We start from the raw sequence: 23,739 nt of genomic DNA, 5'->3' as shown, positions 1-23,739 counted from the left end.
GAGGTTGCAGATGGATGCTGACCTAGTTTGAAGAGATTTTCGAAGAGTATTAGTCCTGCATCTGGCGTTTCACCTGATAAGGGAGATACAAAATCTGTAAGACCAAGCCAGCTCCAAAGAGGGCTAGAAGGGCTAGTTTTTCTTGGAGGGCAATCAACCCAACTACCAGTTGAACCAATAAAACAAAACTAGTCAATCCTCGGACAACTGCCTGTAACCCTTTTTCCTTTTGTCCCTTTTCTAGCGGGAAAAGTTGGGTCAAATATTGGTAATCAAAGGCATGATAGAGAGCCAATAACTGAAAGAGTAAGAGGTAGTTAAATAAAACCACTACTGCTGTTGCAATCCAAGCTTGCTCGATAAAGATCAACGCCAGCAAAGATAGGAAGAGGAGGCGAAGACTGAGGGCAAAGAGATCTCCATTTCGCAGATAAGAACGAAGATAAAGGTTCTGCCAAATCTTGCTCGGCACCTTCTGAACTGCTTTTAGGATAACATCTAGATAAGCTCGTCGCTTGACGCTGTTTGAAATTCCCTTAACTTGGGTAAAGAGGGCAAAGAAGCGAAGCAAGAACTGCTTGCGTTTACTTTCTTGGGCAATCACATAGTCCCAGTCCAGATGATTTGCACTAAAAAACTTGCCAGCTTTTTTCTGAAATAGGAAATATTTCCCGACTCCCAACAGAAGAACATAGACCCCAAAAACACCTAAGCCTAAGCCCATGGCTAAAAATAACGGAGCAAAAAAGAGCAAAAAGAGAGTCTGTACACTAACCCAAAAGATGAAGGAAACTAAACTTTGCTTCTGGATGTGTTCTCTCACTTCTTCTTCAGCTACTAAGAGAAAGAGCTTATCAGGCGCTTCAACATAAATCGCTATCCCTCCCCAAAGTAAGAGTAAAACAGAGACAATCCCAATTAAACCTAGGATTGGTAAGTGATTTTCAGGAAAATGCTGGAGCAGCTGACTATACTGATAGGCTAGAAAACCTACTAAGACCAGTAAAAACAAGACAAAGTGGTCATTGAGCACATAGCGAAGATAACCGACACACTCTTTACGAAAAGCCTGCTTTCGCTTTAGAAACAAGTCTTTCATCGGTCCTCCTCTTTGGTCAAAGCCAAATAGATATCATTGAGACTTGCTTCTGGCATGGCAAAAGCTTGTCTCAGCTCTTCAAGATCCCCTTTAGCTCTGACTTGACCTTTGTGGAGAATGACAAAAGAATCACACATTTTTTCAGCAGAGTCAAGAACGTGGGTACTCATGAGGATGGACTTGCCTTTTTTCTTTTCAAGATCCAAAAGCTGAATCAAGTCTGAAATTGCCAGGGGATCAAGACCAAGGAAAGGTTCATCGACGATAAAGAGACTAGGATCCACGACAAAGGCGCAGATAATCATAACCTTTTGTTTCATCCCTTTGGAAAAATGAACCGGGAACCAATCCAATTTCTGGTCTAAACGGAACATTTTTAAAAGCGGCTCTACACGTTCAAAAGCAATATTTTGCTCGATACCATAGGCCATGGCTACTGTCTCGATATGTTCTCTGAGAGTTAATTCTTCGTACAAACTAGGAGTTTCAGGAATGTAACCAATCTGCTGACGATATTCACGAGGATTTGCACCTAAGGCTAGTCCGTCGATGTTTATTTCTCCACTATAAGGTGTCAAAAGTCCAATAATTTCATTGATGGTCGTTGATTTTCCTGCACCATTTAGACCGATCAAACCGACCAACTGCCCACTTTCAACTGTAAAGGACACATCTTTCAAGACAGGAACATGAACATAGCCCCCAGTCAGGTTTTTAATTTCTAACATATTTTCTCCAAATCTGGTATAATGTAGCTATATTATATCAAAATTCAATACAGTAGAGGTAGATTTTATGTCAGATTGCATTTTTTGTAAAATTATCGCTGGGGAGATTCCCGCATCAAAGGTTTACGAAGATGATCAAGTTCTTGCCTTCCTTGATATCTCACAAGTAACACCTGGTCACACCTTGGTCGTACCAAAAGAACACTATCGCAACCTTTTAGAAATGGATGCTACTAGTGCTAGCCAACTGTTCGCCCAAGTACCAAAGATTGCTCAAAAAGTCATGAAAGCTACCAAAGCTGAAGGTATGAATATCATCGCCAACTGCGAAGAAGTTGCTGGACAAACCGTTTTCCATACCCATGTCCACCTTGTTCCTCGCTATAGTGCAGATGACGACCTAAAAATTGACTTTATCGCACATGAACCAGACTTCGACAAACTTGCCCAAGTCGCTGAAACAATCAAAAACGCTTAAGGAGTCACTATGAAACTATCAAATTTACTACTTTTTGCAGGCTCTGCAGTCGGTTCATACCTCCTCGTTAAGAATCGCCAAGCCATCACTGAAGAAGTTCTAGATACTACTGATCGCGTTGAAGCCATTAAGGATGACTTGGATATCATCCAAGATAGCCTGCAAATTATCGACCAACAAAAAGAACTCATCAAGGAATATCAAAAAGATTTGACCTACAAGTTTAAGGTCTTAGAAAAGGATATCCAAACTAGACTAGCTGTGATAAAAGAAATGCAGGAACTTGAAGATAAGTAAAAAGAGCCCGACGGCTCTTTTTTAAAACGTAAACAAGTTATATCCCATCAACTATACATCATAATTTAGGCAACTCATTCACCATTTCATAACCAAATCGAATGCTTTCCCAGACTTTCCGCCGTAATGAAAACACCTGAAACAGTTTGGTTTCAGGTGTTCGGAAACTTTGAGACCTAGGCTCAAAGTTTAGGTATGGAACTTCAAAGAGGTCGCTACCGTCCGTCATTACCTAAGGAAAGTCTTAAAAATCTACAAACAAAAAGAGCCCAACGGCTCTTTACTTTATGCTTTATTCTCCTTCAAAGGCATCTTTAATGTGGTCAAAGAAGCCCTTTTTCTTTGGATTGACTTTCAAATCACCCGCAGCTGCGAATTCTTTAAGCGCTGCTTTTTGGCGATCGTTCAAGCCTATCGGAGTCACGACATTAACTGTAACGTATTGGTCACCAAGGGCACCACCACGAAGACTAGGAGCCCCCTTACCACGTAGACGGAATCGTTTACCAGTCTGAGTTCCTTCTGGAATGACTAATTCTACATCACCATGAACTGTAGGGATGTCTACTGTATCACCAAGTGCTGCTTGAACAAAATTGAGGTTCAAATTGTAGAAGATAGTAGTTCCTTCACGTTCAAACTTATCACTAGCTTCAACTGAAACTACTACATACAAGTCACCATATGGTCCACCGTTAAATCCTGCTTCACCTTGACCAGCTAGGCGGATTTGTTGACCTGTTTCCACACCAGCAGGGATTTTTACGTGTACGCTATGGGCTTGTTTTTCATGACCAGTTCCATGACAGGTTGTACATGGATCTTTGATTTCTTGACCACGGCCATGACAAACATCACAGGTTACCTGGCGACGCATCATACCGAGCGGTGTTTGGGTATCAACATTGATCACACCTGAACCATGACAGCGTCCACAAGTCACTGGACTTGTTCCAGGTTTAGCACCAGACCCATTACAAGTACGACAGCTTGCTTCACGATTGTATTTGACTTCCTTTTCTGTACCAAAAATAGCTTCTTCAAAAGTCAAATGAACGCGATACTGGAGGTCGTCACCTTGACGAGGGGCATTTGGATTACGTGATGCACCGCCACCACCAAAGAAGCTTGAGAAGATATCTTCAAATCCGCCAAAACCACCTGCTCCATCGAAGCCACCGAAACCGCCAGCACCACCAAAACCACCATTGGCACCCGCAGCACCGTATTGGTCATAGGCAGCACGTTTCTGTTCATCGCTCAAAGTTTCATAAGCTTCTTGAACTTCCTTGTACTTGTCCTCAGCACCAGGATCCTTGTTGATATCTGGATGATATTTTTTAGATAATTTCCGATAGGCTCTCTTGATCTCATCCTGAGATGCATTCTTTGAAACGCCCAAACGGTCGTAAAATTCAGTATTGTTCATACAAGATACTAAGAGCGAACAGAAAGCGACTGAAATTTAGGAAACCGACAAGAAATCCTGATTTCTTAGGAGGTTTATCTAATTTCCAAGCTTTCCGCTCGAGTTCAATTCCCCGAACGCTCTTTGTTCCTTTCTATAATTTATAAGTAAATCTTTAGAGGCTGTTTTCTATACTCTGCTTCACTTGATCAAACTCTTGGTCCGATAGAGTAAATATCAAATCCTCTTCTGAATATTCGTTCTGTTCTTTAAAATAGTTGTCCGTATTCTCTGCCAACCCTAAACTTAGAATCACTTTCCTTGCAAACTCTTGGTGCGCAAAGCCTATAGCCGTAATGATTTGTTTATCTCGCACAAGAACTTTTGGCTGGAAATTTTCACGTGGAAGAAATTCAAAATAGTCAAAGAAGTTTTGCCAAATTCCACCTGTAAATTTCGTGTCCTTCAACAAGCCTGCTTTCGCCAATAAAAGGGGCGCTGAAGAAATGGCTGCAATGAAGATATCTTGATCACCAAGGTCCCTCAAAAACGAAATCAATTTCTCATCGTGTAGAGCAGGACATATATTCACCATTCCTGGCAAAATGATACAAGAATAATCTTCTAGGTTTATTTGATCCAGTGTTTTGGTCGGTTGACAGGGCAAACCATCCTCAGAGACCACCATCGAGTGATCTGAAGCGACATAATCAATCGTGACGTCAAAAGACAGAGCTAAAGTACTTGTTAAAGCGGTTATCTCATAGAGAGAAAAATTAGGATAAATGATACAAAGTACTTTTTTCATACGTAACATCCTCTATTTTACCGAAAAACAGAGGCTGGGTTGCAACCTCTGGATTTCTTCCTATCATTTGCTAGTTAGGCGTTTAGGCAAGGCGCCATAGCGATTGCCGTAGAATGACAATCATTAGAGTGAACAGTCATTATTAACGCCTCGCTCCCCGATTTTCAAGCTCGGGATAAAATAGTCCACTGGACTATTTTATTTTTCCGTAAACTCTCCGTCTACGACGTCATCGCCTGCATTTCCTGTTGCTTGTGCGCCTTCTGCTCCTGCTTGAGCTTGTTGCGCTGCAGCGGCTTGTTCGTAGAGTTTAACAGCAAGTCCTTGAGCTTTTTCGTTCAATGCTTCAAGTTTTGCTTTCATTTCGTCCAAGTTGTTGTCTTCTTGGGCCTTCTTAAGATCATCAAGTGCAGCTTGAGCAGCGTCACGTTCTGCATCGAAGCCTTTGCCTTCAGTTTCCTTGATTGTCTTTTCAGTCGCAAAGATAGCTTGGTCTACTTCGTTACGAAGGTCAACTTCTTCCTTACGTTTCTTATCTGCTTCAGCGTTAGCTTCTGCATCTTTCATCATGCGGTCGATTTCTTCGTCAGTCAAACCTGAGTTCGATTGGATCACAATAGTTTGTTCTTTTTGAGTTCCAAGATCTTTAGCCTTAACAGATACGATACCGTTCTTATCGATGTCAAATGTTACTTCGATTTGTGGAATACCACGAGGTGCAGCTGGGATATCTGTCAATTGGAAACGTCCAAGAGTCTTGTTATCTGCTGCCATTGGGCGTTCCCCTTGAAGAACGTGAATATCAACGGCTGGTTGATTGTCTGCTGCTGTTGAGAAGACTTGTGATTTAGATGTTGGAATAGTTGTGTTACGGTCGATGAGTTTTGTGAAGACACCACCCATTGTTTCGATACCAAGTGACAATGGTGTTACGTCAAGAAGGACAACGTCTTTGACATCACCAGTAATCACACCACCTTGAATCGCAGCACCCATAGCCACAACTTCATCAGGGTTTACTGATTTGTTTGGTTCTTTACCAGTTTCAGCCTTAACAGCTTCTACAACGGCTGGGATACGAGTTGAACCACCAACAAGGATGACTTCGTCGATTTCTGACAAACTCAAACCTGCATCTGAAAGAGCTTGGCGAACTGGAACTTTTGTACGTTCTACAAGGTCACGAGTCAAATCGTCAAATTTCGCACGAGTCAAAGTCATTTCCAAGTGAAGAGGTCCAGCCTCACCAGCAGTGATAAATGGCAAGCTGATTTGAGTTGAAGTTACACCAGAAAGGTCCTTCTTAGCCTTTTCAGCTGCGTCTTTCAAACGTTGAAGAGCCATCTTGTCTGTTGACAAGTCGATACCATTTTCTTTCTTGAATTCTGCAACCATATGGTCGATGATTTTCTGGTCAAAGTCGTCACCACCGAGTTTGTTATCCCCTGCAGTTGCCAATACGTCAAAGACACCATCTCCCAATTCAAGGATAGATACGTCAAATGTACCACCACCAAGGTCGAATACCAAGATTTTTTCTTCTTTGTCAGTCTTGTCCAAACCATAAGCAAGAGCTGCTGCTGTTGGTTCGTTGACGATACGTTCTACTTCAAGACCAGCAATTTTACCAGCATCTTTAGTCGCTTGACGTTGAGCATCGTTAAAGTAAGCTGGAACTGTGATAACAGCCTTAGTTACTTTTTCACCAAGGTATTCTTCAGCATAACCTTTCAAGTATTGAAGGATCATAGCTGAGATTTCTTGTGGAGTGTATTCTTTACCGTTAGCAGAAACTTTTTCAGAAGTACCCATCTTAGATTTGATAGAGATAACTGTATCTGGATTTGTTACCGCTTGACGTTTTGCAGCGTCACCAACGATGATTTCACCGTTTTTGAATGACACAACAGATGGAGTTGTGCGGTTCCCTTCTGGGTTTGCGATGATTTTTGATTCAGTTCCTTCAAGAACTGCTACTGCTGAGTTTGTTGTACCTAAGTCAATACCGATAATTTTAGACATATGTTTTTCTCCTTAAATTTTATATTCTATTTTTCTTTTTGATACTCATCTTAGGTGGCGGCGCCGTCAGGGCTTGACTTCGTCAATCTCTTTGACTAAACTTTGAGCCTAAGGTCTCAAAATTTGCGCAAATAACGCCACGGCGAAGAGTATCGCCTTTGGTTCGCTTCGCTCACTATTGCAAAGCTGAACTACTTTTTTATCTTTCTTCATAGTTTATTGTCGTTTCGGACAAGTTTCCTATTATGTTACGACACGAGGAGTCGAAATCGATTTTATTTCGACGACGAGTTAGTAAGGAGGCTAGGCAAACGCCATAGCGATTGCCGTTTTCTGACGAGTTGCTTTAGCTACCGTCAGAATTGCCTAGTTGTAGACAACTACCATAGCCGGTCTTAGGATGCGGTCATGGAGTTTGTAGCCTTTTTGGAAGACTTGTGCGATGGTGTCTGCTGGATGTTCGTCATCTGCTGGAACTGTTTGAATAGCCATGTGGTAGTTATGGTCAAATTCTCCATCTGCTGGGATTTCCTCAATTCCTTCTTCTTTCAGGGCGTGAATCAAACTTTCTTGCACCATCTCCAAGCCTTTTTTGACATCATCTGTCAAACCTTCAACAGCAAGAGCGCGTTCAAGGTTATCAAGCGATGGCAAGATTGCTTTTGCCAAATCTTGGCTGCGATAGCGTTGCAAGAGTTGACGCTCTTCATTGGCACGACGCTGAATGTTTTGCATTTCTGCGTGGGCACGAAGGTATTTGTTTTCAAATTCCTCGGCACGTTCATTGGCCAAGTCCAATTCAGACTTTTCAGGAGTTGTTTCTTCAGTTGTTTCAACAACTTCCTCTTCTTTTACTTCTTCATTTTTTATATCTTGGGCCATTTTCGCCTCCTTTAATGATTTCAATCTTAATTCACTTCATAGTGATTGCTACTGAGATAGCGGTAAAAATCCGTCAACTTCATAGTCAAAACTCGATTAACTACATTGAGTTGATTGACCAATTGTTGATAATCTAGATTAACTGGACCTATAATCGCAAGGATTCCAAATCCACGATAGGGAATCAGGAACTTACTGCTAATCACTGCTAAGTCAGCTAAACAGGATTCTTGGCTATCCGCAACTCGGACACTTTGCATCTGGTCGCCAATCAGATTTTCTCGAATTTCCAAAGCTACCTTTTGTGGCTGATCAAAGAATTGATAGGCTGCTAGATTAGCGAAATTCAAAAGATTGACTTTCCCAGAAACCACGATATTTTCATTGAACATTTCTTTGAAGATATGCTCAACAAGATCCATAACATTATCCGTTGTTGTGAAGTAACGTTGGATAATTTGCGGAATCTCTGTCCGAATCTTGTAGTGAATATCCAAAACAGTCTGATCCAGGAAACGTTCTTGAATCATGGTCTTGAGGCGATTTAAATCCTCCTGCAAGAAATTTCTCGGAATCAAAAACTGACTGGTAACTGTTCTAGACTCATCAAGCGTAAAAACTGCCAGTGCTGTATGTTGTCCGAGGACAACGATATCAAAAGCTGTTAGCTTCTGCCTACTTGGTTCGACATCCAGTGCTACAACCGTACAACCACTCAAGTCTGACAAGATTTTCGTTGCCTCTTGAAGGATATCCTCAAGCTTGAAGAACTCCTGATCAAAGGCTTTTACAATCTCATAAACTTGATTTTCAGCTAAACGATCAAAGGATAGGGAGTGTTTGACATAGTATTGAAATCCAGCCACACTGGGCATCCGACCACTGGAAGTATGAGCCTTTTCAAGCAAACCTTGCTTTTCTAGAGCTGCCATATCATTTCGAATGGTAGCACTACTAGAGTTGATAGACTCTTGCAAGGCTTTGGATCCAACAGGTTCGTGCGTTTTGGTAAAGATGTCAATAATCAGATTTAAAATATTCTGCTGACGTTCTGTAACCATCTCGCTACTCCTCTCTGATAGATCTTTTTTAGCACTCGACACATCCAAGTGCTAACTTATGATTCTATTATACACCCTTAAAAGAGAATGTCAAGACAAAAACTCAAAAAATTAGCACTCTTTTGCCAAGAGTGCTAAAAATCAGTCTGAGGACCTAGAAACTATTGTCAATCAACCAGATATTTCCGTTTAAGTCTGTAAAAACTATAGATTAGATAAGTAATCATAAGAGCATATAGGGCAAAAATAAGGAAGAAAGAATGAGAGAGGCTTTCGCGAAACAGACTCATACAAACAACTAGACCTCCAGAGATAGAAACTATCGATGTACGAAGTCCAGATTTCACAACATCCCATCGAAGATGATTGTTCATGAAAGATTGATCATTTAAATCTACATCACAAGTTGCTTTTCGAAAAATAGAATAAGAACAATTTTCCACAAATTCCCATCCTCTATCCTTAATACTTTGTAAATCTACCTCATTTTTTCTAAGGTAGCTAGTATTCCACACACGGTAAATCACATCATCTGGTCGGCATGGTTCAAAATAGAAAAAGCCAAAACGATTCGATTTAAATTTCCAACCTTTCAAATGCATCTCATGCAAATAATCTTCTACCTTATCCAAATCAAATATGGTAAACATTCGAAATAGTACTTTGCTAATCATTGTATGACCTCCAAATTAGAAAACATGCATGGTTTTATTTATCAGATAATTCTTTCCACTTTTGAAACAATCTCCAAAAAATATAAGAAATCTGAATCGCGAAAACTATCAATAAAGTACAGTCTATGATAACAATCAAAAACATTTCCCAACTGAAAGAACTACCTCCAGTGACAAACTTTGAGAAAACCGGTAGTAGAGCTAAAAAGAGAAGCAAAATAGGAAGCATCCGCATTGTTAAAATCTTCTTGACCATTGCTAACTTCCCGGCCGCGTCATTATAAATTTCAAACTCGGCATCCGACTCAACTCCAGAATAAAGCTTTCTAAAGTAGGAAAAACCATTAAAGTCTGTAATATGCTCCCAGCCACAATCTTTAAACAGTTGTAAATAGGAAGCTCTCTCTGACTTTTTCATAGGATAAAAGTCCAACTGATAAACTACCTGCTCCGGTTGGCACCTTTCAAAAGCATACTTAACCGCAACTACTAAGTTAGAATAACTTACTTCCTTAAGTTTCCAACCCTGCGCATGCATTTCTCTGAGATAGAGAGCCTCTCTATCATAATCCGCAATGGTACAAATCCTATAAACAACTTTCTTTTCCATCAAAGCTCCTCCCGACTGTTTCTGTAGAGCCGTTCAATACGTTTCAACTCAATCTCTAAAACTTTTCGGCCCAAGTCTGTTATCTGATAGATTTTTCGTTTTTCCTCTTCTCGGACAAAGGAGATCAAACCGTCTTTTTCCATCTTTGACAGGGTTCCATACATGGTCCCAGGACTAATTGAAACCTGTGAATCTGTCATCTCTTTGACCTTTTGTGTAATACCATAACCATGGTTCTCCTTTTGCAGACAGAATAGAATATAAAAACCCGTTTCAGTCATGGGAAGGTAGACACGCCTAATCTTATCTGTTAATTCCATTTAACCAGACCTCCTATTTAGTTCGATATATCGCACTTCGTTATACAAAATATATCACACCTCGATACAAAATGCAAGAAAAAAAGATCGTCCTCACGGACAATCTTTCTGATTTATCATTAGTAAAGATCTAGGTAGTTATCAATTTCCCATTGTGAAACAAAGGTAGCATAGCTTGCCCACTCAATTCGTTTGGCTTCAAGGAAACTAGTATAGATGTGTTCACCTAGAGCTGCTTTAACCACTTCGTCTTCTGTCATGGCTTTCAAAGCGTTGTGAAGGGTTGATGGAAGGTCTGTAATACCAGCTTCCTTGCGCTCTTCTGCTGTCATGATGTAGATATTTTCTTCGATAGGAGCTGGTGCTTCGATTTTATTTTCAATACCATGCAAACCAACTTCCAAAAGAACAGCCATAGCGATGTAAGGGTTCGCCATTGGATCCACTGAACGCAACTCAAGACGAGTTCCCATACCACGTGAAGCAGGCACGCGCACAAGTGGTGAACGGTTACGACCAGCCCAAGCGATGTAAACCGGCGCTTCGTAGCCTGGAACCAAACGTTTGTATGAGTTAACTGTCGGGTTCATGATAGCTGTATAGTTGTAGGCATGTTTGATCAAACCACCAAGGAAGTGGTAAGCAGTTTCTGACAATTGCATTCCTTTTGGATCATTTAGATCAAAGAAGGCATTGTTTCCTTCCGCGTCAAACAAAGACATATTGCAGTGCATTCCTGAACCAGCTATACCAAATTTAGGTTTAGCCATAAAGGTTGCATACAAACCATGTTTACGAGCAATGGTTTTTACAACAAGTTTAAAGATTTGAATCTTATCACAAGCACGAAGAACTTCATCATATTTAAAGTCAATCTCATGTTGACCTACAGCAACTTCGTGGTGACTTGCTTCGACTTCAAATCCCATTTTGGTCAAGACGTTAACAATCTCACGACGAGTGTTGTCAGCAAGGTCTGTAGGCGCCAAATCAAAGTAACCACCCTTGTCATTCACTTCAAGAGTTGGGTCTCCATTTTCATCAAGCTTAAATAGGAAGAATTCTGGCTCTGGTCCAAGGTTAAAGGATTTGAATCCAACTTTCTCCATGTGATGAAGAGCTCGTTTAAGGTTGCTTCGAGGATCTCCAGCAAATGGCTCTCCTTCTGTTGTATAGACATCACAGATCAATCCTGCGACACTACCGTTCTCATCTCCCCAAGGGAAGACAGTCCAGGTGTCCAGGTCAGGGTACAAGTACATATCTGATTCATTGATACGAACAAACCCTTCAATAGAAGATCCATCAAACATAGCCTTGTTTGACAAGACCTTGTCTAGTTGTTCATCTGTAGCAGGAATTTCGACGTTTTTCATTGTTCCCAAAATATCTGAAAACATGAGACGGATAAAGGTTACATTTTTTTCCTTAACTTCACGACGAATATCTGCAGCTGTGATTGGCATGGTTTTTCTCCTTATATATGACGACTAGCGGTTGCCTAACCGCGACCAAAAGGCGATTGTTGAGAAGCAAAGCGACTTTGTTGAAGAACCTCATTCCGAAGGGCCCGACGCACCTCAGTTTGACTGACTGGTTTCTTGACTTTCGCCTCACGTTCGGCATATTTTTTCTTAATGGCAGCAATATTGAGACCTTCTGAGATGTAATCTTTAATCTCAAGCAACCGATCCATATCATTCAGCGAGTACATACGGCGATTGCCTTCGTTTCGATCAGGCTTAATCAAGTCCTGATCTTCATAATAACGAATTTGGCGAGCCGAAAGATCGGTCAACTTCATAACACTGCCAATAGGAAAAACTGCCATATTGCGACGAAATTCTTTTTCCTTCATGTACACTTCCTTCTTTCTGTCTATTATAGTCTAATTTTTTTTAACCGTCAAACGATAATGTCACATTATATGACATTATTTTTCTTTTTCTCAAAAATGCTACGTAAGCGGTCAATATCATAATTTACGATAATTGCCACAAAAACACCCATAAAGGTTTCAAAAACTCGGGCAAACACGTACAAAACAGTCTCTCCACTCGGAATTGATAAGGTAATAATCAACATAGCCGCAACTCCACCGATAACACCTGCTTTATTGTTCATTGCAACATTTGTCATAATGGTTAACATGGTGCAAATTGGAACAACAAGGAGGGTTACCCAGAAGGCGCCGTGAAAAAGATTATTTAAGAGAAAGAAAATAAGGGCATAAAAACCACCGATACTATTTCCGAGAATACGTGATGTCCCAAAGTGGACACTCTTATCAAAGTCTTCTCTTAAACTAAAAACTGCAGTAAGAGCTCCAATCTGAAGTCCTTTCCAACCAAAAAAACCAAAAATCATGAGAACTAAAAAAACAGCGATTCCTGTTTTAAATGTTCGCATTCCTAACTTAAACTTAGATTTATCAAATGTATACTTTTTAAAATAACTCATTATTTCAACTCTCTATCTCCATTTTACCATAAATTCACTCACTTTTGAGAAAGGTAGGGCAATAAACTGTAGGAAAAGACAGAAAAAGAGAAGGGCATAAATCCTTCTCTCTTATAATCAATATTCTATTTTTAGAATAAATACATGAAAGTCAAAGTCAAGAGACTAGCAAGCAAGCCCACTCCCCAGAAGAAGAAGTCGACCTTCCACTCACTCCAAGCTTGGCCTTTCCCAGAAAAGCCCCCCAACTCAAAATGGTGGTGAACTGGTGTCATACGGAAGATACGTTTTCCTCCAGTCAACTTAAAGTAGGTGACTTGCATCATAACAGATGTGGTTTCAAAAACATAGAGCAAACCAATCAAGAGTAACGTCCATTCTTGGTGTAGCGCCATGGAAATAGCCGCTAACATTCCACCAAGGGCTAGGCTACCAACATCTCCCATGAAAACTTTAGCAGGCTTGTGGTTAAAGACAAAGAAGCCAAGAAGACCACCAATCATGGCTACAATCACTAGTAAGATATCGAGCTGATTTTGCACATAGGCAATGACTCCATAGGCAGATAGGCTAATCACCACCGAAATACTTGCCAAGCCATCGATTCCGTCAGTCAGATTAACTGCATTTGAAAAACCGACCAACCAGAAGAGGGCAAAGAGAATATAAAGAACACCTAAATGCAAGGGAAAACCAAATACATTTAAGATATCTCCTCCTCTTTCATAGAAGAAATAGAAGATAACCCCTCCGACCAACTGAAGCAAGAGCTTCTGTTTAGGATTAAGTCCTTCATTGATTTTGCGGAAAACCTTGAGGAAATCGTCCAAGAAACCGACCAAACCATATAAGACCAGGATAAAGAGGATCATTCCGACATTATTGGTTAATTGATTAGTCACGAGAGCAAGGACCAGACTAACTAAAACTCCTGCTAGGAGAAAGACAAGTCCTCCCATTGTTGGTGTCCCGGCTTTTGCTTGGTGTTGTTTGACATCCTCATGCATCTGTTGACCGGTAATCTGCGCTTTATGGTAAAAACGGATAAAGGCTGGAATTCCTATGACTGTTAGAATAAAGGCAATCACTCCAGCAAAGATAGAAATAAGCATTCTAATCTCCTAATGTTATTTTTATTTTCTGTAAATCTTTTAAAGCTGTATTGGAACGAACACTTTGCTTTTTAACAGTTTCTCCTGTACCTTCAAACTCAACTTCAAGATTCAGCCATTTGGCAAAGGTTTCAACATTTTTCTTAGACCAGCCATATAAGTCAGGCATCACTTCTACCTTATCTGAAAGGAGTAAGATTTGTTCGTTGGCATCTAGATTTGTTCCTTCTGCTACTGAACTGTCTTTGATTTTTGTCCCTGAACCAATAACGATCGGTTGAACAAGATTGCGTCTCAGTTCCTCTGCCATATCTCCCGGACTATAGTCCTTGGTCGCTGGCATTGCATAACTAGTTGTTGTTGTAACTTGATCCAGATTTTTAGCTGTAGACTGAAGATTAAGAGATTCTTTCATAGCCGAAGCTCGCTCCAAGATAGGATTAGCAAATTCTCCAAACCAAGGGTTAGAAAAGTGTTCTGGCTGTTGAACTGTTACGTAAAGAATAAAGTCTGGATTTTCAGAAGGATGCATGGTTACTACAGAAAAGATATAATTGGTTTTCCCAACTAAATATCCACCATTTTGCTCATCAGCAATTTGTGCCGTCCCTGATTTTACAGCTACATTCTGTCCTGGAACAGTAATTACTGGCTTATGATCATTACGATTATACATGGTCCCATAAATAGGGTCTGTACCAACCAAAATCATGTTTTCCCTAGTCAAACTAGCCGCTTCTTTAGAAACAGGATTCCCTACAACCTCTCTTTGTGATTTACGAACAGTCTGATCATTTGGATCATAGAGGGCACTAATAAACTTCGGTTCAAGCATAACCCCATCATTCGCAATGGCTGTGAAGGCACGAAACATCTGAGTTTGGGTAACAGAGATACCTTGACCAAAAGCACTCATGGCAATATCAACAACGTTATCTGCAGGTAGTTGTCCCGCATACTCATCGGGCATTCCAAAACGAGTTGGAACTCCAAACTTGAATCGATTAAGGTATTCTAACCAAGTAGCATCCCCCATCTTTTGTTGGAGCAAGGTCATACCCACATTACTTGAGTGAGCAAACCCTTGTAAGTAAGTCATTATACTTCCAGCTGATAAGCCATCATTAACATCCCAGTCTCTGATAGTCGCATCAGCTACCTTCAATTCGCTACTGTTGAAATATTCTCCTCCAGGGAAGGTGTTGTTATCTATAGCTGCTGCTAAGGTCATGACCTTCATGGTTGAACCTGGTTCATAGTTACTTTGGTAAAGGATATCACGCCAGACAAAGTCCTCTGTAATCCCTTCTTTGGTATCAGCATCAAAGGTCGGCCTTTGAGTCGTGGCCAGAATTTCTCCTGTCTTGGCGCTAACCAAGGTCGCAGTCATGTACTTGCCTTTTAGTTTTCCTTGGAAGGCATCCATTTGACTTTCCATAAAGGACTGCAAAGGACTAGATAGGGTCGTATAGACGTCTTTCCCGTTTACGGTCTGTTGGGTGACTTGTTCTGTACCAGGAACAATATTACCTAGACGGTCTTTTTCGTATGTAATAATTCCGTCAGTCCCTGCTAACAAGGTATTCAAGGAGCTTTCAACACCAGACGTTCCGATGAGACTCTTTGAACCATCTTCATTCTCATGGAGTTGAGCAAGACCGATGAAGGATGAAGCGAATTTCCCATTTGGATAACTTCTATTTGGACTAGTCGTAAAATTAATACCCTCAACCTTAGCAGATTCTAAGTCCTGTTTAATGGACATCATATTAGCATAGGTAATCCCATTCCCTTTAGCACCAAAAGAAACCTGTTTGAGATTTGGTTGAGAGAGTTGGTCTTTGACGTAAGTCTCCTCCATATCTAAGTATTTATGAAAAATTTCTGCCACTTTGTTGTACTGTGATTCTTCTACATAAAGAACATCACCATTAGCGGACTTATATTCTTTATCTATTACAGCATAAACATTATAAGAGGTCGCATCTTCTGCTATGGGAGTTCCATTACGATCATAAATGGTTCCTCTTTTAGCAGGAACTGTCAGAGTTGTTTGGTGAACCTTACTAGCTTCTTTGACCAGGTCAACGCCAAACTTTTTCCCCGTACCAATAATCACCGCAAAGTTAACCAAAAAAACAGCAAAGAGAAAGACGGCCAAGAGACTGAGACTCTTCCCAACTCGTCTGCGGTTTTCAAGAGGAGATTTGCGATTCTTAATGGCAAAGTGTACTATTTTTTCTTTCCAGGTTTTCATATACTACTCCGCCGATCGGATATTTTCATTGTTTAGTTGCAGTTCTTGCGAATTCGCAATCCCTGTCAGTCGTTCTGAACGGATCAATTCATTGACTTCTTGCTTAGCATCATCCAACTCCGTTTTCTTTTCTTCAATTTGAGCATTAACAGTCGTTAGTTCACTCTGGACTTGCAAAAGCTTGGTTTGCATATAGACCACACTGATGGCTAAGACAAGGGCTGTAATGGCAATCGAAAGGTAAAAGGCCTTCTCAACACGTGAAAATCTCTTGATACGAGCTTGCAGTAATTGGCTCGTTGTTTCTCTTTTTTCTACCATTTTATCCCCTTACTTATGAATTTTTCGAGCTACTCGTAACTTGGCTGAGTGGGAACGATTATTGGCCTCCAACTCCTCCTTGCTTGGTAGAATCGGTTTGCGAGAGACTAATTCCATCTTGGGCTTAAGATCATCTGGGATGAAAGGCAAGCCTTTTGGCACTTCCACTGTTGAAGCTTCCTTGAACAATTGCTTGGTCAAGCGATCTTCCAGTGAATGAAAGGTAATGACTGAGATTCTTCCGTCCACTGCTAGTAATTCCATAGCTTGTTGGATGGACTCATCTGCAGCTCCTAATTCATCATTAACCTCAATACGGATGGCTTGGAAAATCTGCTTGGCCGGATGACCTTTTTTCTTGAGTTCCTTGGCAGGCTTAGCAGACTTGATAATCTCGGCCAATTCTGTCGTGGTCTCAATCGGCTTCAGCTCACGCGCCTGTTCAATCTTCCGAGCGATCTGTTTGGAGAATTTGTCCTCGCCATACTTGAAGAAAATACGAACCAAGTCATGATAGTCATAGTGATTGACAACCTCATAAGCTGTCAAACTAGCCTCCTGGTTCATCCGCATGTCCAGTGGCGCATCTTTTTTATAAGAAAAACCTCGTTCACGCTGATCCAATTGCGGGCTCGAAACTCCCAAATCATAACAAATGCCATCAATTTCTTCTACACCTGCTTCCTGCAAACGTACCTGCAAATGACGGAAGTTGTCCTTGATGAAGGTAACCATTCCTTTTTCGATATAAGGCGCCAGACGTTTTTGGGCGTTGTCAATGGCATTCTGGTCCTGATCAAAGGCATAGAGATGCCCCTTTTCACTTAATTTACTTAATAAATACTCGCTATGGCCTGCTCCACCCAAGGTCGCATCAACGTAAATACCGTCAGGTTTTACATCAAGCATATCAATGGTTTCATGGAGCATGACCGTTACATGATGAAATTCTTTAGTCATATCTTATCTATTTTACCACAATTCTGACTAGCTTGCACTCGCTAAAGCAAAAACCTTTCCTTACTACTTTATCACTTGTATTCAGCAGGCGATTCTGCTACCTGAGCTAGTTCTACACGCTCTTGAGGATTCAAGTGTTGGCGAACAGCCTCTGCTACTGCTCTTGGTATACCAACTGCGACAATCTCATCCACGCTGGCTTCCTTGATTTTTGCCAGAGATTTGAAATATTTCATCAAGTTCTGCTTGCGTTTTGGACCCAGGCCTTCAATTCCATCCAATTGAGAGGAGAAGGAATTTTTAGAACGAAGTTGACGGTGGAATGTAATGGCAAAGCGGTGCACCTCATCCTGAATGCGTTGCAAGAGGAAAAATTCCTGAGAATTGCGAGACAACTCTACCACCTCAAGCGGATCTCCAAAAAGTAATTCATGGGTTTGATGCTTGTCATTCTTTTGAAGCCCTGCAATGGGAATGTCTAAACCCAACTCTTCTTGAATAACTTGCTTGGCAATATTAACCTGTCCCTGACCACCATCGATGACGATTAAATCTGGCGGTGTCAAACCGTCACGCTGGACTCGGCCATAGCGTCTACGGATAACTTCTCGCATACTGGCATAATCGTCTGGACCCACAACCGTTTTTATCTTGTACTTACGGTAATCCTTCTTACTCGGTTTACCATTTACAAAAACCACCATAGCAGAAACAGGGCTAGTCCCCATGATATTGGAATTATCAAAGGACTCGATGCGGACCGGAGTTGGAATTTGTAGAAGTCGTCCCAGATTTTCAATGGCCCCTTGAGTCTTTTCAACTGATTTTTCCAGAAGATTAAACTTCTGTTCTAGACTGACTCGAGCATTCTTTATAGCCAGATTGACCAGTTGCTTCTTCTCTCCACGTTGGGGCTTGAGTACCTTGGTATCCACCAAGGCCTTGACAGCTTCTTCATCAATATCCTGAGGAATCAAAATTTCATTGGGAACCAGGTGAGATTTTTCCTGATAAAACTGTCCCACATAGGTCAGGAAATCCTCATCTGGATCATTGTAGTAAGGAAAGAGATTGACATCACGTTCAATCAATTTTCCCTGACGGACAAAGAAGACCTGAACACACATCCAACCCTTATCCACATAATAACCAAAGACATCTCGGTTTTGGAGATCCTTGGCCATGACTCGTTGCTTCGTTCGCAAAGTGCCAATGGACTGAATCAAATCTCGATATTCCGCCGCGCGTTCAAATTCCATACTCTGAGCTGCCACATTCATCTTTTCCTTGAGGTCATCGATGATTTTATCATCCTGACCTTTCAAGAAATCAGAGACTTCTTGAGCCATGGCTTTGAAATAAGCCTCGTCTTTCTTACAAATGGTGTGAGCCACGCACTGGCCGATATGGTAATAAAAACAGACCTTAGACGGTGGATTAGTACACTTACGAAAAGGAAAAATCCGATCCAGAAGTCGCTTGATTTCATTGGCCGCCCCCACATCAGGATAGGGACCAAAATAAAGACCACCGTCTTTCTTGACCTGACGAGTGATAATCAGGCGAGGATAGCGCTCATTGGTAATTTTGATGAAAGGATAGGACTTATCGTCCTTGAGCATAATATTGTACTTGGGCTTGTTTTCCTTGATGAGGTTGATTTCCAAAAGGAGGGCTTCAATATTAGACTCCGTGACAATAAACTCAAAATCTACAATTTCAGACACCAAGGCTTCTGTTTTGGTATCATGGCTCCCACGGAAATATGATCGCACACGATTGCGCAGATTTTTAGCCTTCCCAACATAGATGATTGTGCCGTTTTTGTCCTTGTGAATGTAACAACCAGGGCTGGTCGGCAAGAGCTCCAGTTTTGATTTAATCAAGTTATTCATAGTTCCATTATAGCAAAAAGCTCCCCTCATTGCTTACATCAGGGAGCTCTATTTTTCGTTTGAAAATCACCTATTCTCCAGACTCATATAGTTCTTGAACTGCTTGAACATCTTGAGCCTGAATACCATAATAAGAACCTGCTGGCTGCATGACTGACACTTCATTAGTATGTTCCAAGCCAATGGCATGTCCTAACTCATGCTCTGCTGTATGCAAGATACGATCATAGGTATAGCCATAGCTTGGATTAGATAGATAATAATGATTCAAACGAACTGTTACCGAAGTAAATTGTTTAGTAAGGAGATTTGTCTGACTCTCCGCCTCACCGGCAACAGATGTGGAACCATCATTCATTTCAGTCGCAAAAATAGTTGCTTGGTCAGGTTCTGTCACAACTACAAAATTAAAAGCACCGGTCTGATTCCAATTGGTAATAGCCTCAGCGTAGGCCTTTTGGAAGGTTGCATCCATTTGGGGATCGATATAAATTGTCGCCTGCGCTTGGGGCCATTTTACTCCTGAATCTTGATGATGATCAGTCTGAGACAAGCCTTGCAACTTACCAGTTTCTTGCCATTGATGCCAACCTGCTTGACCAACTTGAACAAGTTGCCCCGCTTGATTGAAGATACCAGATAAATCTCCCGTCACATACCAGAGAATCCCTAAAGCAATGAGAATTAAGACTACAAGAGTCCACACAAGGCGCCAGAACATGCGCCAAATCCCTAGTAACAATCGACATAGAACACGAATAATCCAGAACATGATTTCCCGCCTTTCTAAAAAAATAAGAACCCATCTTTAAGCCATGGATTCCCATTCTAAAGATAGATTCCTTATTTTACTTGAGTAAGCTGAAAGAAAACTAAAACTAAGACAAGCGTTCTTCCAAAACAAAATCAATTGGCAAGGTAGCCAAAAACCGTTCCAATTGTTTTTCCCAATAATACCACTCATGGGTCCCTGCACTGTGGCTATAGGTCACATCAAAACCAAGTTTCTTGAGATTCTTCACTGCTAGATTATTGGCAGCATACAAGAAATCTTGTTCACCACACCAAGCCCAGAGTTTGGTCTTCTTGTCTGATTTGTTAGCAAGAGTTTCAAGTGAGTAAGGACTAGTTTCCCAGTTATCAAGCTTACCAAAAACACCTCGCCAGTAAGCAAGCGACCCAAGATTTTGACTTTCTGGAGAAAACTCTTCGAAACTGAGAGCACCAGAAAGACTAGCTGCATGTGAGAAACGGTTAGTTGATAGGGCCAATTTGAAGGAACCGTAGCCTCCCATTGATAGACCAGCGATAAAAGTCTTTTCACGCTTGCTAGACATATTAGGGAAGAAACGTTTGAGCACTTTAGGCAGTTCTTCTGCTAGAGCTGTATAGTAGTTATAGCCATACTGAGTATCTGTATACCAACCGTTACTTGTATTAGGCATGATAACAATCAGATTGGTCCCTCGCACCAAGCGCTCTACATTGGTCCGTTTGAGCCAACTGTTGTGATTCCCTGACATCCCATGAAGGAGATAAAGAACAGGAATATCTGTAGAATCTGGCTCCTCAACCCGAGACGCATCAGGGTAGAGAACATTCACTCCCCACTCCATATCTAAAACTTCTGAGTAATACTCAATCTTCATTACTGCCATAACTTGCTCCTTATTCGTTTAAGATAAGAAAAAGCCGAAACTCGACTTTCTCTTGCTATTTGATCCTATTTTGCTTCCATGACTACTGGTAAGATAGCTGGGCGACGCTTGGTTTGGTCAAAGAGGAACTTGGCCAAATTATCACGTACCTTACCTTTGAGTTCTGCCCAATCAAACTCTTCACCTTGTAGATAGTCTTCTACTGTTTGATTGACTAACTCTGTACTTTCGCGCAAGATATCACGGCTCTTCTTGAGATAGACAAATCCACGCGTGTGCACTCGAGCTTTAGCAATGATTTTTTTCTCACGACGGTTAACAGTGATAGCCACGATGAAAATCCCATCTTCTGACAAAACCTTACGATCACGAAGAACGACATTCCCAACATCCCCAATGGCATTTCCGTCAATCAAAACATCGCCTGCTGTAACTGCACCAGATGGAACAAAGTCCCCATGCTCGTAAGACATAGTAGTCCCTTTTTTAGGGATAAAAATACGTTCTGGTAGCATACCAACTGCCATAGCAGCCTTAGCATGGGCATCCAACTCACGGTATTCTCCTTGGATCGGGAAAAGATACTGAGGTTGCAAGAGATTGATCATCAATTGCAAATCACGCGCATTCCCATGTCCTGACACACGCAAGCTATGAGTAATTGGCTTGACAACTCCACCTGCTTGGTAGACCATATTTTCTACACGCGCCATAACCGCTTCCTTGGCGATTGATGGTGTTGTAACGATATAAACTAGGTCACCTTCTTTGATTTCAACATAACGGTGACGACCGATAGACATCTTGCGTAGGCCGTTAATTGGTTCACCCATACGTCCAGTTTCAAGGATAATTAATTCGTGATCTTCAAAACGAGACATATCTTTTGGTTTAATCAAAAGATTTTCACTTGCTAGAGACAATTTTTTCAGACGAATCGCTGTACGGACGATATTTTCAATGTCAAATCCTGTCAAAACAACACGGCGTCCTGTCTCCGCAGCTGCATCAAAAACTTGCTGGATACGAGAAAGGTTACTTGCAACTGCAGCAACAATGATGCGTCCATCCCAGTCAGAGATGGTTTGCGTGATTTCTACACCAACTTCATTTTCACTGGCTACTTGGATATTGCTATCTGCATTCGCAGAATCACTTAGAAGAGCCAGGACTCCTTCACGACCAATTTCGGCTAAACGTCCAAAGTCAGTGGCATAAGATTCACTGGCTGTTTGGTCAAACTTGAAATCTCCTGTATAGACGATGTTGCCTTCAGATGTTTTCAAAACCACACCCAAACTTTCTGGGATAGAGTGGGTTGTACGGAAAAAGGACACTATCGTTCCACCAAAATCAATCTCTGTATTTTCATCAATCACATGGAAATCATCAAATTTCTTGACGCTGTCATTTCCCTTAACAAAAAGTTTAGCCAGTTCGATAGTCAATTCTGAGCCAAATACAGGAACCTTAGCTTCTGCCAAGAGATAGGGAAGGGCACCAATCGCATCCGCATGCCCGTGTGTTAAGAAAACCCCAGCAATACGGTCGCTATTTTCAAACAAATAGTCCATATTTGGAATAACGACATCGACACCCAACTGTTCATTTTCAGGATATTTCAAACCTGCATCTAATACAAAAATCGAGTCGTTAATTTCTGCGATGTACATGTTTTTACCATTTTCACGCACACCTCCAAGTGTTGTTAATTTAATAGTATTCATTTTTCCTCCGAATAGTCACTTCAACTTGTTTGTAGAGCTTTAAAAGCTCTCTTTTTCTGAAAGTCCAATTCACTTTCAGCCGAATCTTTTCCATTCATTATACCATTTTTTTACTAATTTTCAAAATGAATCTCACAGATAAGGGAGGAGAGTTTGCTGGTAAAAAAACAGGAATGACCTACACCCTAAATGTTAGATTTTTCTTGGCTGCTGGTCAGCATTATATGACTTTAATAATGAATGAGCACTTATACCCTTTCTACTTCAGCAAATCAAAAACAAGTGAACGGCATGTTAGCAGAGGCTTTCAAAATTGACCAATCTGAGTATACTATCTCTCATAGCTACCAAGGATGGGAATAGCACCATGATTTTTATCATCAATTTTTTAATAACAAGTATTTTTATAAATAAAAAGGACACGATGATTCCCTTCTTTAGTGCTTGGAAATGGGATCTCGTTCTAAGGCTATGAGAAAATGTTTAAGCCTCTGAACCGAGTGTGACATGAGATTGTAAACAATATTGATTATTATAGTAGATTAAAATAAGATATGAACAAAGAAATTAGGAAAGTCAAATGAATTTCTATAAATGTTTTAGAATCCGTAGCGTACTATTCTAGATTCAATCCACTATACTTAAATACTCAATGAAAATCAAAGAGCAAACTAGGAAGCTAGCCGCAGGTTGCTCAAAACACCGTTTTGAAGTTGTGGATATAACTGACGAAGTCAGTAACACATATACGGTAAGGCGATGCTGACGTGGTTTGAAGAGATTTTCGAAGAGTATAAAATCAAACTAAAAGGACTCAGTCCTGTGCAAGACAGAACTAAATCCTTCGCTTGAATTATTTGTGTAACTTTTTGAAATCGATATAAATCAATCCTAAACTTACAATTTTTTATTTTCCAAGGTAGTATTCAGAAACTACGTTCAATTTTTCGTCGAATTCGAAT

At 40.9% G+C, this 23,739-nt stretch carries 23 protein-coding genes; 2 read left to right on the top strand and 21 right to left on the bottom strand.

Annotation, left to right across the window (positions count from 1 at the left end):
- Positions 1-49 precede the first annotated feature (49 nt).
- Entirely contained in the window at positions 50-1,099 is a 1,050-nt protein-coding gene (locus tag RQ973_RS07915; protein WP_311523531.1) for an ABC transporter permease, read from the bottom strand.
- Positions 1,096-1,827, bottom strand: a complete 732-nt coding sequence (locus RQ973_RS07910; protein WP_311523530.1) for an ABC transporter ATP-binding protein — start codon at positions 1,825-1,827, stop codon at positions 1,096-1,098. The genes RQ973_RS07915 and RQ973_RS07910 overlap by 4 nt, the downstream gene beginning before the upstream one ends.
- A 67-nt stretch (positions 1,828-1,894) precedes the next feature.
- On the opposite strand from RQ973_RS07910, the gene RQ973_RS07905 reads away from it, so the two are divergent.
- Both RQ973_RS07905 and RQ973_RS07900 read left to right on the top strand, forming a co-directional pair.
- Positions 1,895-2,305 carry an HIT family protein gene (locus RQ973_RS07905; RefSeq protein WP_001278295.1) on the top strand — a complete coding sequence of 137 codons (411 nt, stop codon included), beginning with the start codon at positions 1,895-1,897 and terminating at the stop codon, positions 2,303-2,305.
- Between the two features lie 9 nt (positions 2,306-2,314).
- Complete coding sequence (locus tag RQ973_RS07900) at positions 2,315-2,602, top strand: hypothetical protein (RefSeq protein ID WP_311523528.1); 288 nt, start codon at positions 2,315-2,317, stop codon at positions 2,600-2,602.
- A gap of 292 nt (positions 2,603-2,894) precedes the next feature.
- Here RQ973_RS07900 and dnaJ read toward each other — a convergent pair whose 3' ends face one another.
- The 19 genes from dnaJ to RQ973_RS07805 all read right to left on the bottom strand — a co-directional run bounded on the left by dnaJ (position 2,895) and on the right by RQ973_RS07805 (position 22,777).
- Complete coding sequence (gene dnaJ / locus RQ973_RS07895) at positions 2,895-4,031, bottom strand: molecular chaperone DnaJ (RefSeq protein ID WP_311523527.1); 1,137 nt, start codon at positions 4,029-4,031, stop codon at positions 2,895-2,897.
- 154 nt (positions 4,032-4,185) lie between these two features.
- Entirely contained in the window at positions 4,186-4,818 is a 633-nt protein-coding gene (locus RQ973_RS07890; RefSeq protein ID WP_311523526.1) for a DJ-1/PfpI family protein, read from the bottom strand.
- A 198-nt stretch (positions 4,819-5,016) separates the two neighbouring features.
- Positions 5,017-6,840, bottom strand: a complete 1,824-nt coding sequence (dnaK, locus tag RQ973_RS07885; RefSeq protein WP_023027242.1) for a molecular chaperone DnaK — start codon at positions 6,838-6,840, stop codon at positions 5,017-5,019.
- Between the two features lie 366 nt (positions 6,841-7,206).
- Positions 7,207-7,722 carry a nucleotide exchange factor GrpE gene (gene grpE, locus RQ973_RS07880; RefSeq protein WP_311519018.1) on the bottom strand — a complete coding sequence of 172 codons (516 nt, stop codon included), beginning with the start codon at positions 7,720-7,722 and terminating at the stop codon, positions 7,207-7,209.
- A 26-nt stretch (positions 7,723-7,748) separates the two neighbouring features.
- On the bottom strand, positions 7,749-8,783 hold the full coding sequence (hrcA, locus tag RQ973_RS07875) for a heat-inducible transcriptional repressor HrcA (protein ID WP_049508275.1): 1,035 nt from the start codon (positions 8,781-8,783) through the stop codon (positions 7,749-7,751).
- Between the two features lie 167 nt (positions 8,784-8,950).
- The gene (locus RQ973_RS07870) at positions 8,951-9,457 is read right to left on the bottom strand and encodes a DUF2812 domain-containing protein (RefSeq protein ID WP_311523524.1); all 507 of its coding nucleotides are present in this window, start codon (positions 9,455-9,457) and stop codon (positions 8,951-8,953) included.
- 34 nt (positions 9,458-9,491) lie between these two features.
- Positions 9,492-10,067, bottom strand: a complete 576-nt coding sequence (locus tag RQ973_RS07865; RefSeq protein WP_311519016.1) for a DUF2812 domain-containing protein — start codon at positions 10,065-10,067, stop codon at positions 9,492-9,494.
- Positions 10,067-10,387 carry a PadR family transcriptional regulator gene (locus RQ973_RS07860; RefSeq protein ID WP_049508281.1) on the bottom strand — a complete coding sequence of 107 codons (321 nt, stop codon included), beginning with the start codon at positions 10,385-10,387 and terminating at the stop codon, positions 10,067-10,069. Before RQ973_RS07860 ends, RQ973_RS07865 begins: the two co-directional genes overlap by 1 nt.
- A 119-nt stretch (positions 10,388-10,506) precedes the next feature.
- Positions 10,507-11,853 (bottom strand): type I glutamate--ammonia ligase, encoded by a 1,347-nt coding sequence (gene glnA / locus RQ973_RS07855; protein ID WP_311523522.1) that lies wholly within the window; start codon positions 11,851-11,853, stop codon positions 10,507-10,509.
- A 35-nt stretch (positions 11,854-11,888) separates the two neighbouring features.
- Positions 11,889-12,245, bottom strand: coding sequence for a MerR family transcriptional regulator (locus RQ973_RS07850; protein WP_049548708.1), 357 nt, complete (start codon positions 12,243-12,245; stop codon positions 11,889-11,891).
- A gap of 65 nt (positions 12,246-12,310) precedes the next feature.
- Positions 12,311-12,847, bottom strand: a complete 537-nt coding sequence (locus tag RQ973_RS07845) for an aromatic acid exporter family protein (RefSeq protein ID WP_049548709.1) — start codon at positions 12,845-12,847, stop codon at positions 12,311-12,313.
- 131 nt (positions 12,848-12,978) lie between these two features.
- Positions 12,979-13,959: a phospho-N-acetylmuramoyl-pentapeptide-transferase gene (mraY, locus tag RQ973_RS07840; protein ID WP_311523521.1), complete on the bottom strand. Its 981-nt coding sequence runs from the start codon at positions 13,957-13,959 to the stop codon at positions 12,979-12,981.
- A 1-nt stretch (position 13,960) separates the two neighbouring features.
- Complete coding sequence (pbp2X, locus tag RQ973_RS07835) at positions 13,961-16,216, bottom strand: penicillin-binding protein PBP2X (protein WP_311523519.1); 2,256 nt, start codon at positions 16,214-16,216, stop codon at positions 13,961-13,963.
- 3 nt (positions 16,217-16,219) lie between these two features.
- On the bottom strand, positions 16,220-16,537 hold the full coding sequence (gene ftsL, locus RQ973_RS07830) for a cell division protein FtsL (protein WP_000229662.1): 318 nt from the start codon (positions 16,535-16,537) through the stop codon (positions 16,220-16,222).
- A gap of 9 nt (positions 16,538-16,546) precedes the next feature.
- A complete protein-coding gene (gene rsmH / locus RQ973_RS07825; protein WP_075231549.1) occupies positions 16,547-17,497 on the bottom strand; it encodes a 16S rRNA (cytosine(1402)-N(4))-methyltransferase RsmH in 951 nt (316 codons plus the stop codon).
- Positions 17,498-17,568: 71 nt separating this feature from the next.
- Positions 17,569-19,392, bottom strand: a complete 1,824-nt coding sequence (uvrC, locus tag RQ973_RS07820) for an excinuclease ABC subunit UvrC (RefSeq protein WP_311523516.1) — start codon at positions 19,390-19,392, stop codon at positions 17,569-17,571.
- Between the two features lie 70 nt (positions 19,393-19,462).
- A complete protein-coding gene (locus RQ973_RS07815) occupies positions 19,463-20,164 on the bottom strand; it encodes a M57 family metalloprotease (protein WP_248034730.1) in 702 nt (233 codons plus the stop codon).
- A gap of 106 nt (positions 20,165-20,270) precedes the next feature.
- Positions 20,271-21,050 (bottom strand): alpha/beta hydrolase family protein, encoded by a 780-nt coding sequence (locus tag RQ973_RS07810; protein WP_311523514.1) that lies wholly within the window; start codon positions 21,048-21,050, stop codon positions 20,271-20,273.
- Positions 21,051-21,115: 65 nt separating this feature from the next.
- Complete coding sequence (locus RQ973_RS07805; protein ID WP_001092164.1) at positions 21,116-22,777, bottom strand: ribonuclease J; 1,662 nt, start codon at positions 22,775-22,777, stop codon at positions 21,116-21,118.
- Positions 22,778-23,739 lie beyond the last annotated feature (962 nt).

It is taken from the genome of uncultured Streptococcus sp. (assembly GCF_963511325.1).
Taxonomy (GTDB): domain Bacteria; phylum Bacillota; class Bacilli; order Lactobacillales; family Streptococcaceae; genus Streptococcus.
The sequence above is the reverse complement of the archived record's forward strand: the minus strand, read 5'-3'. Positions and strand labels throughout refer to the sequence as shown.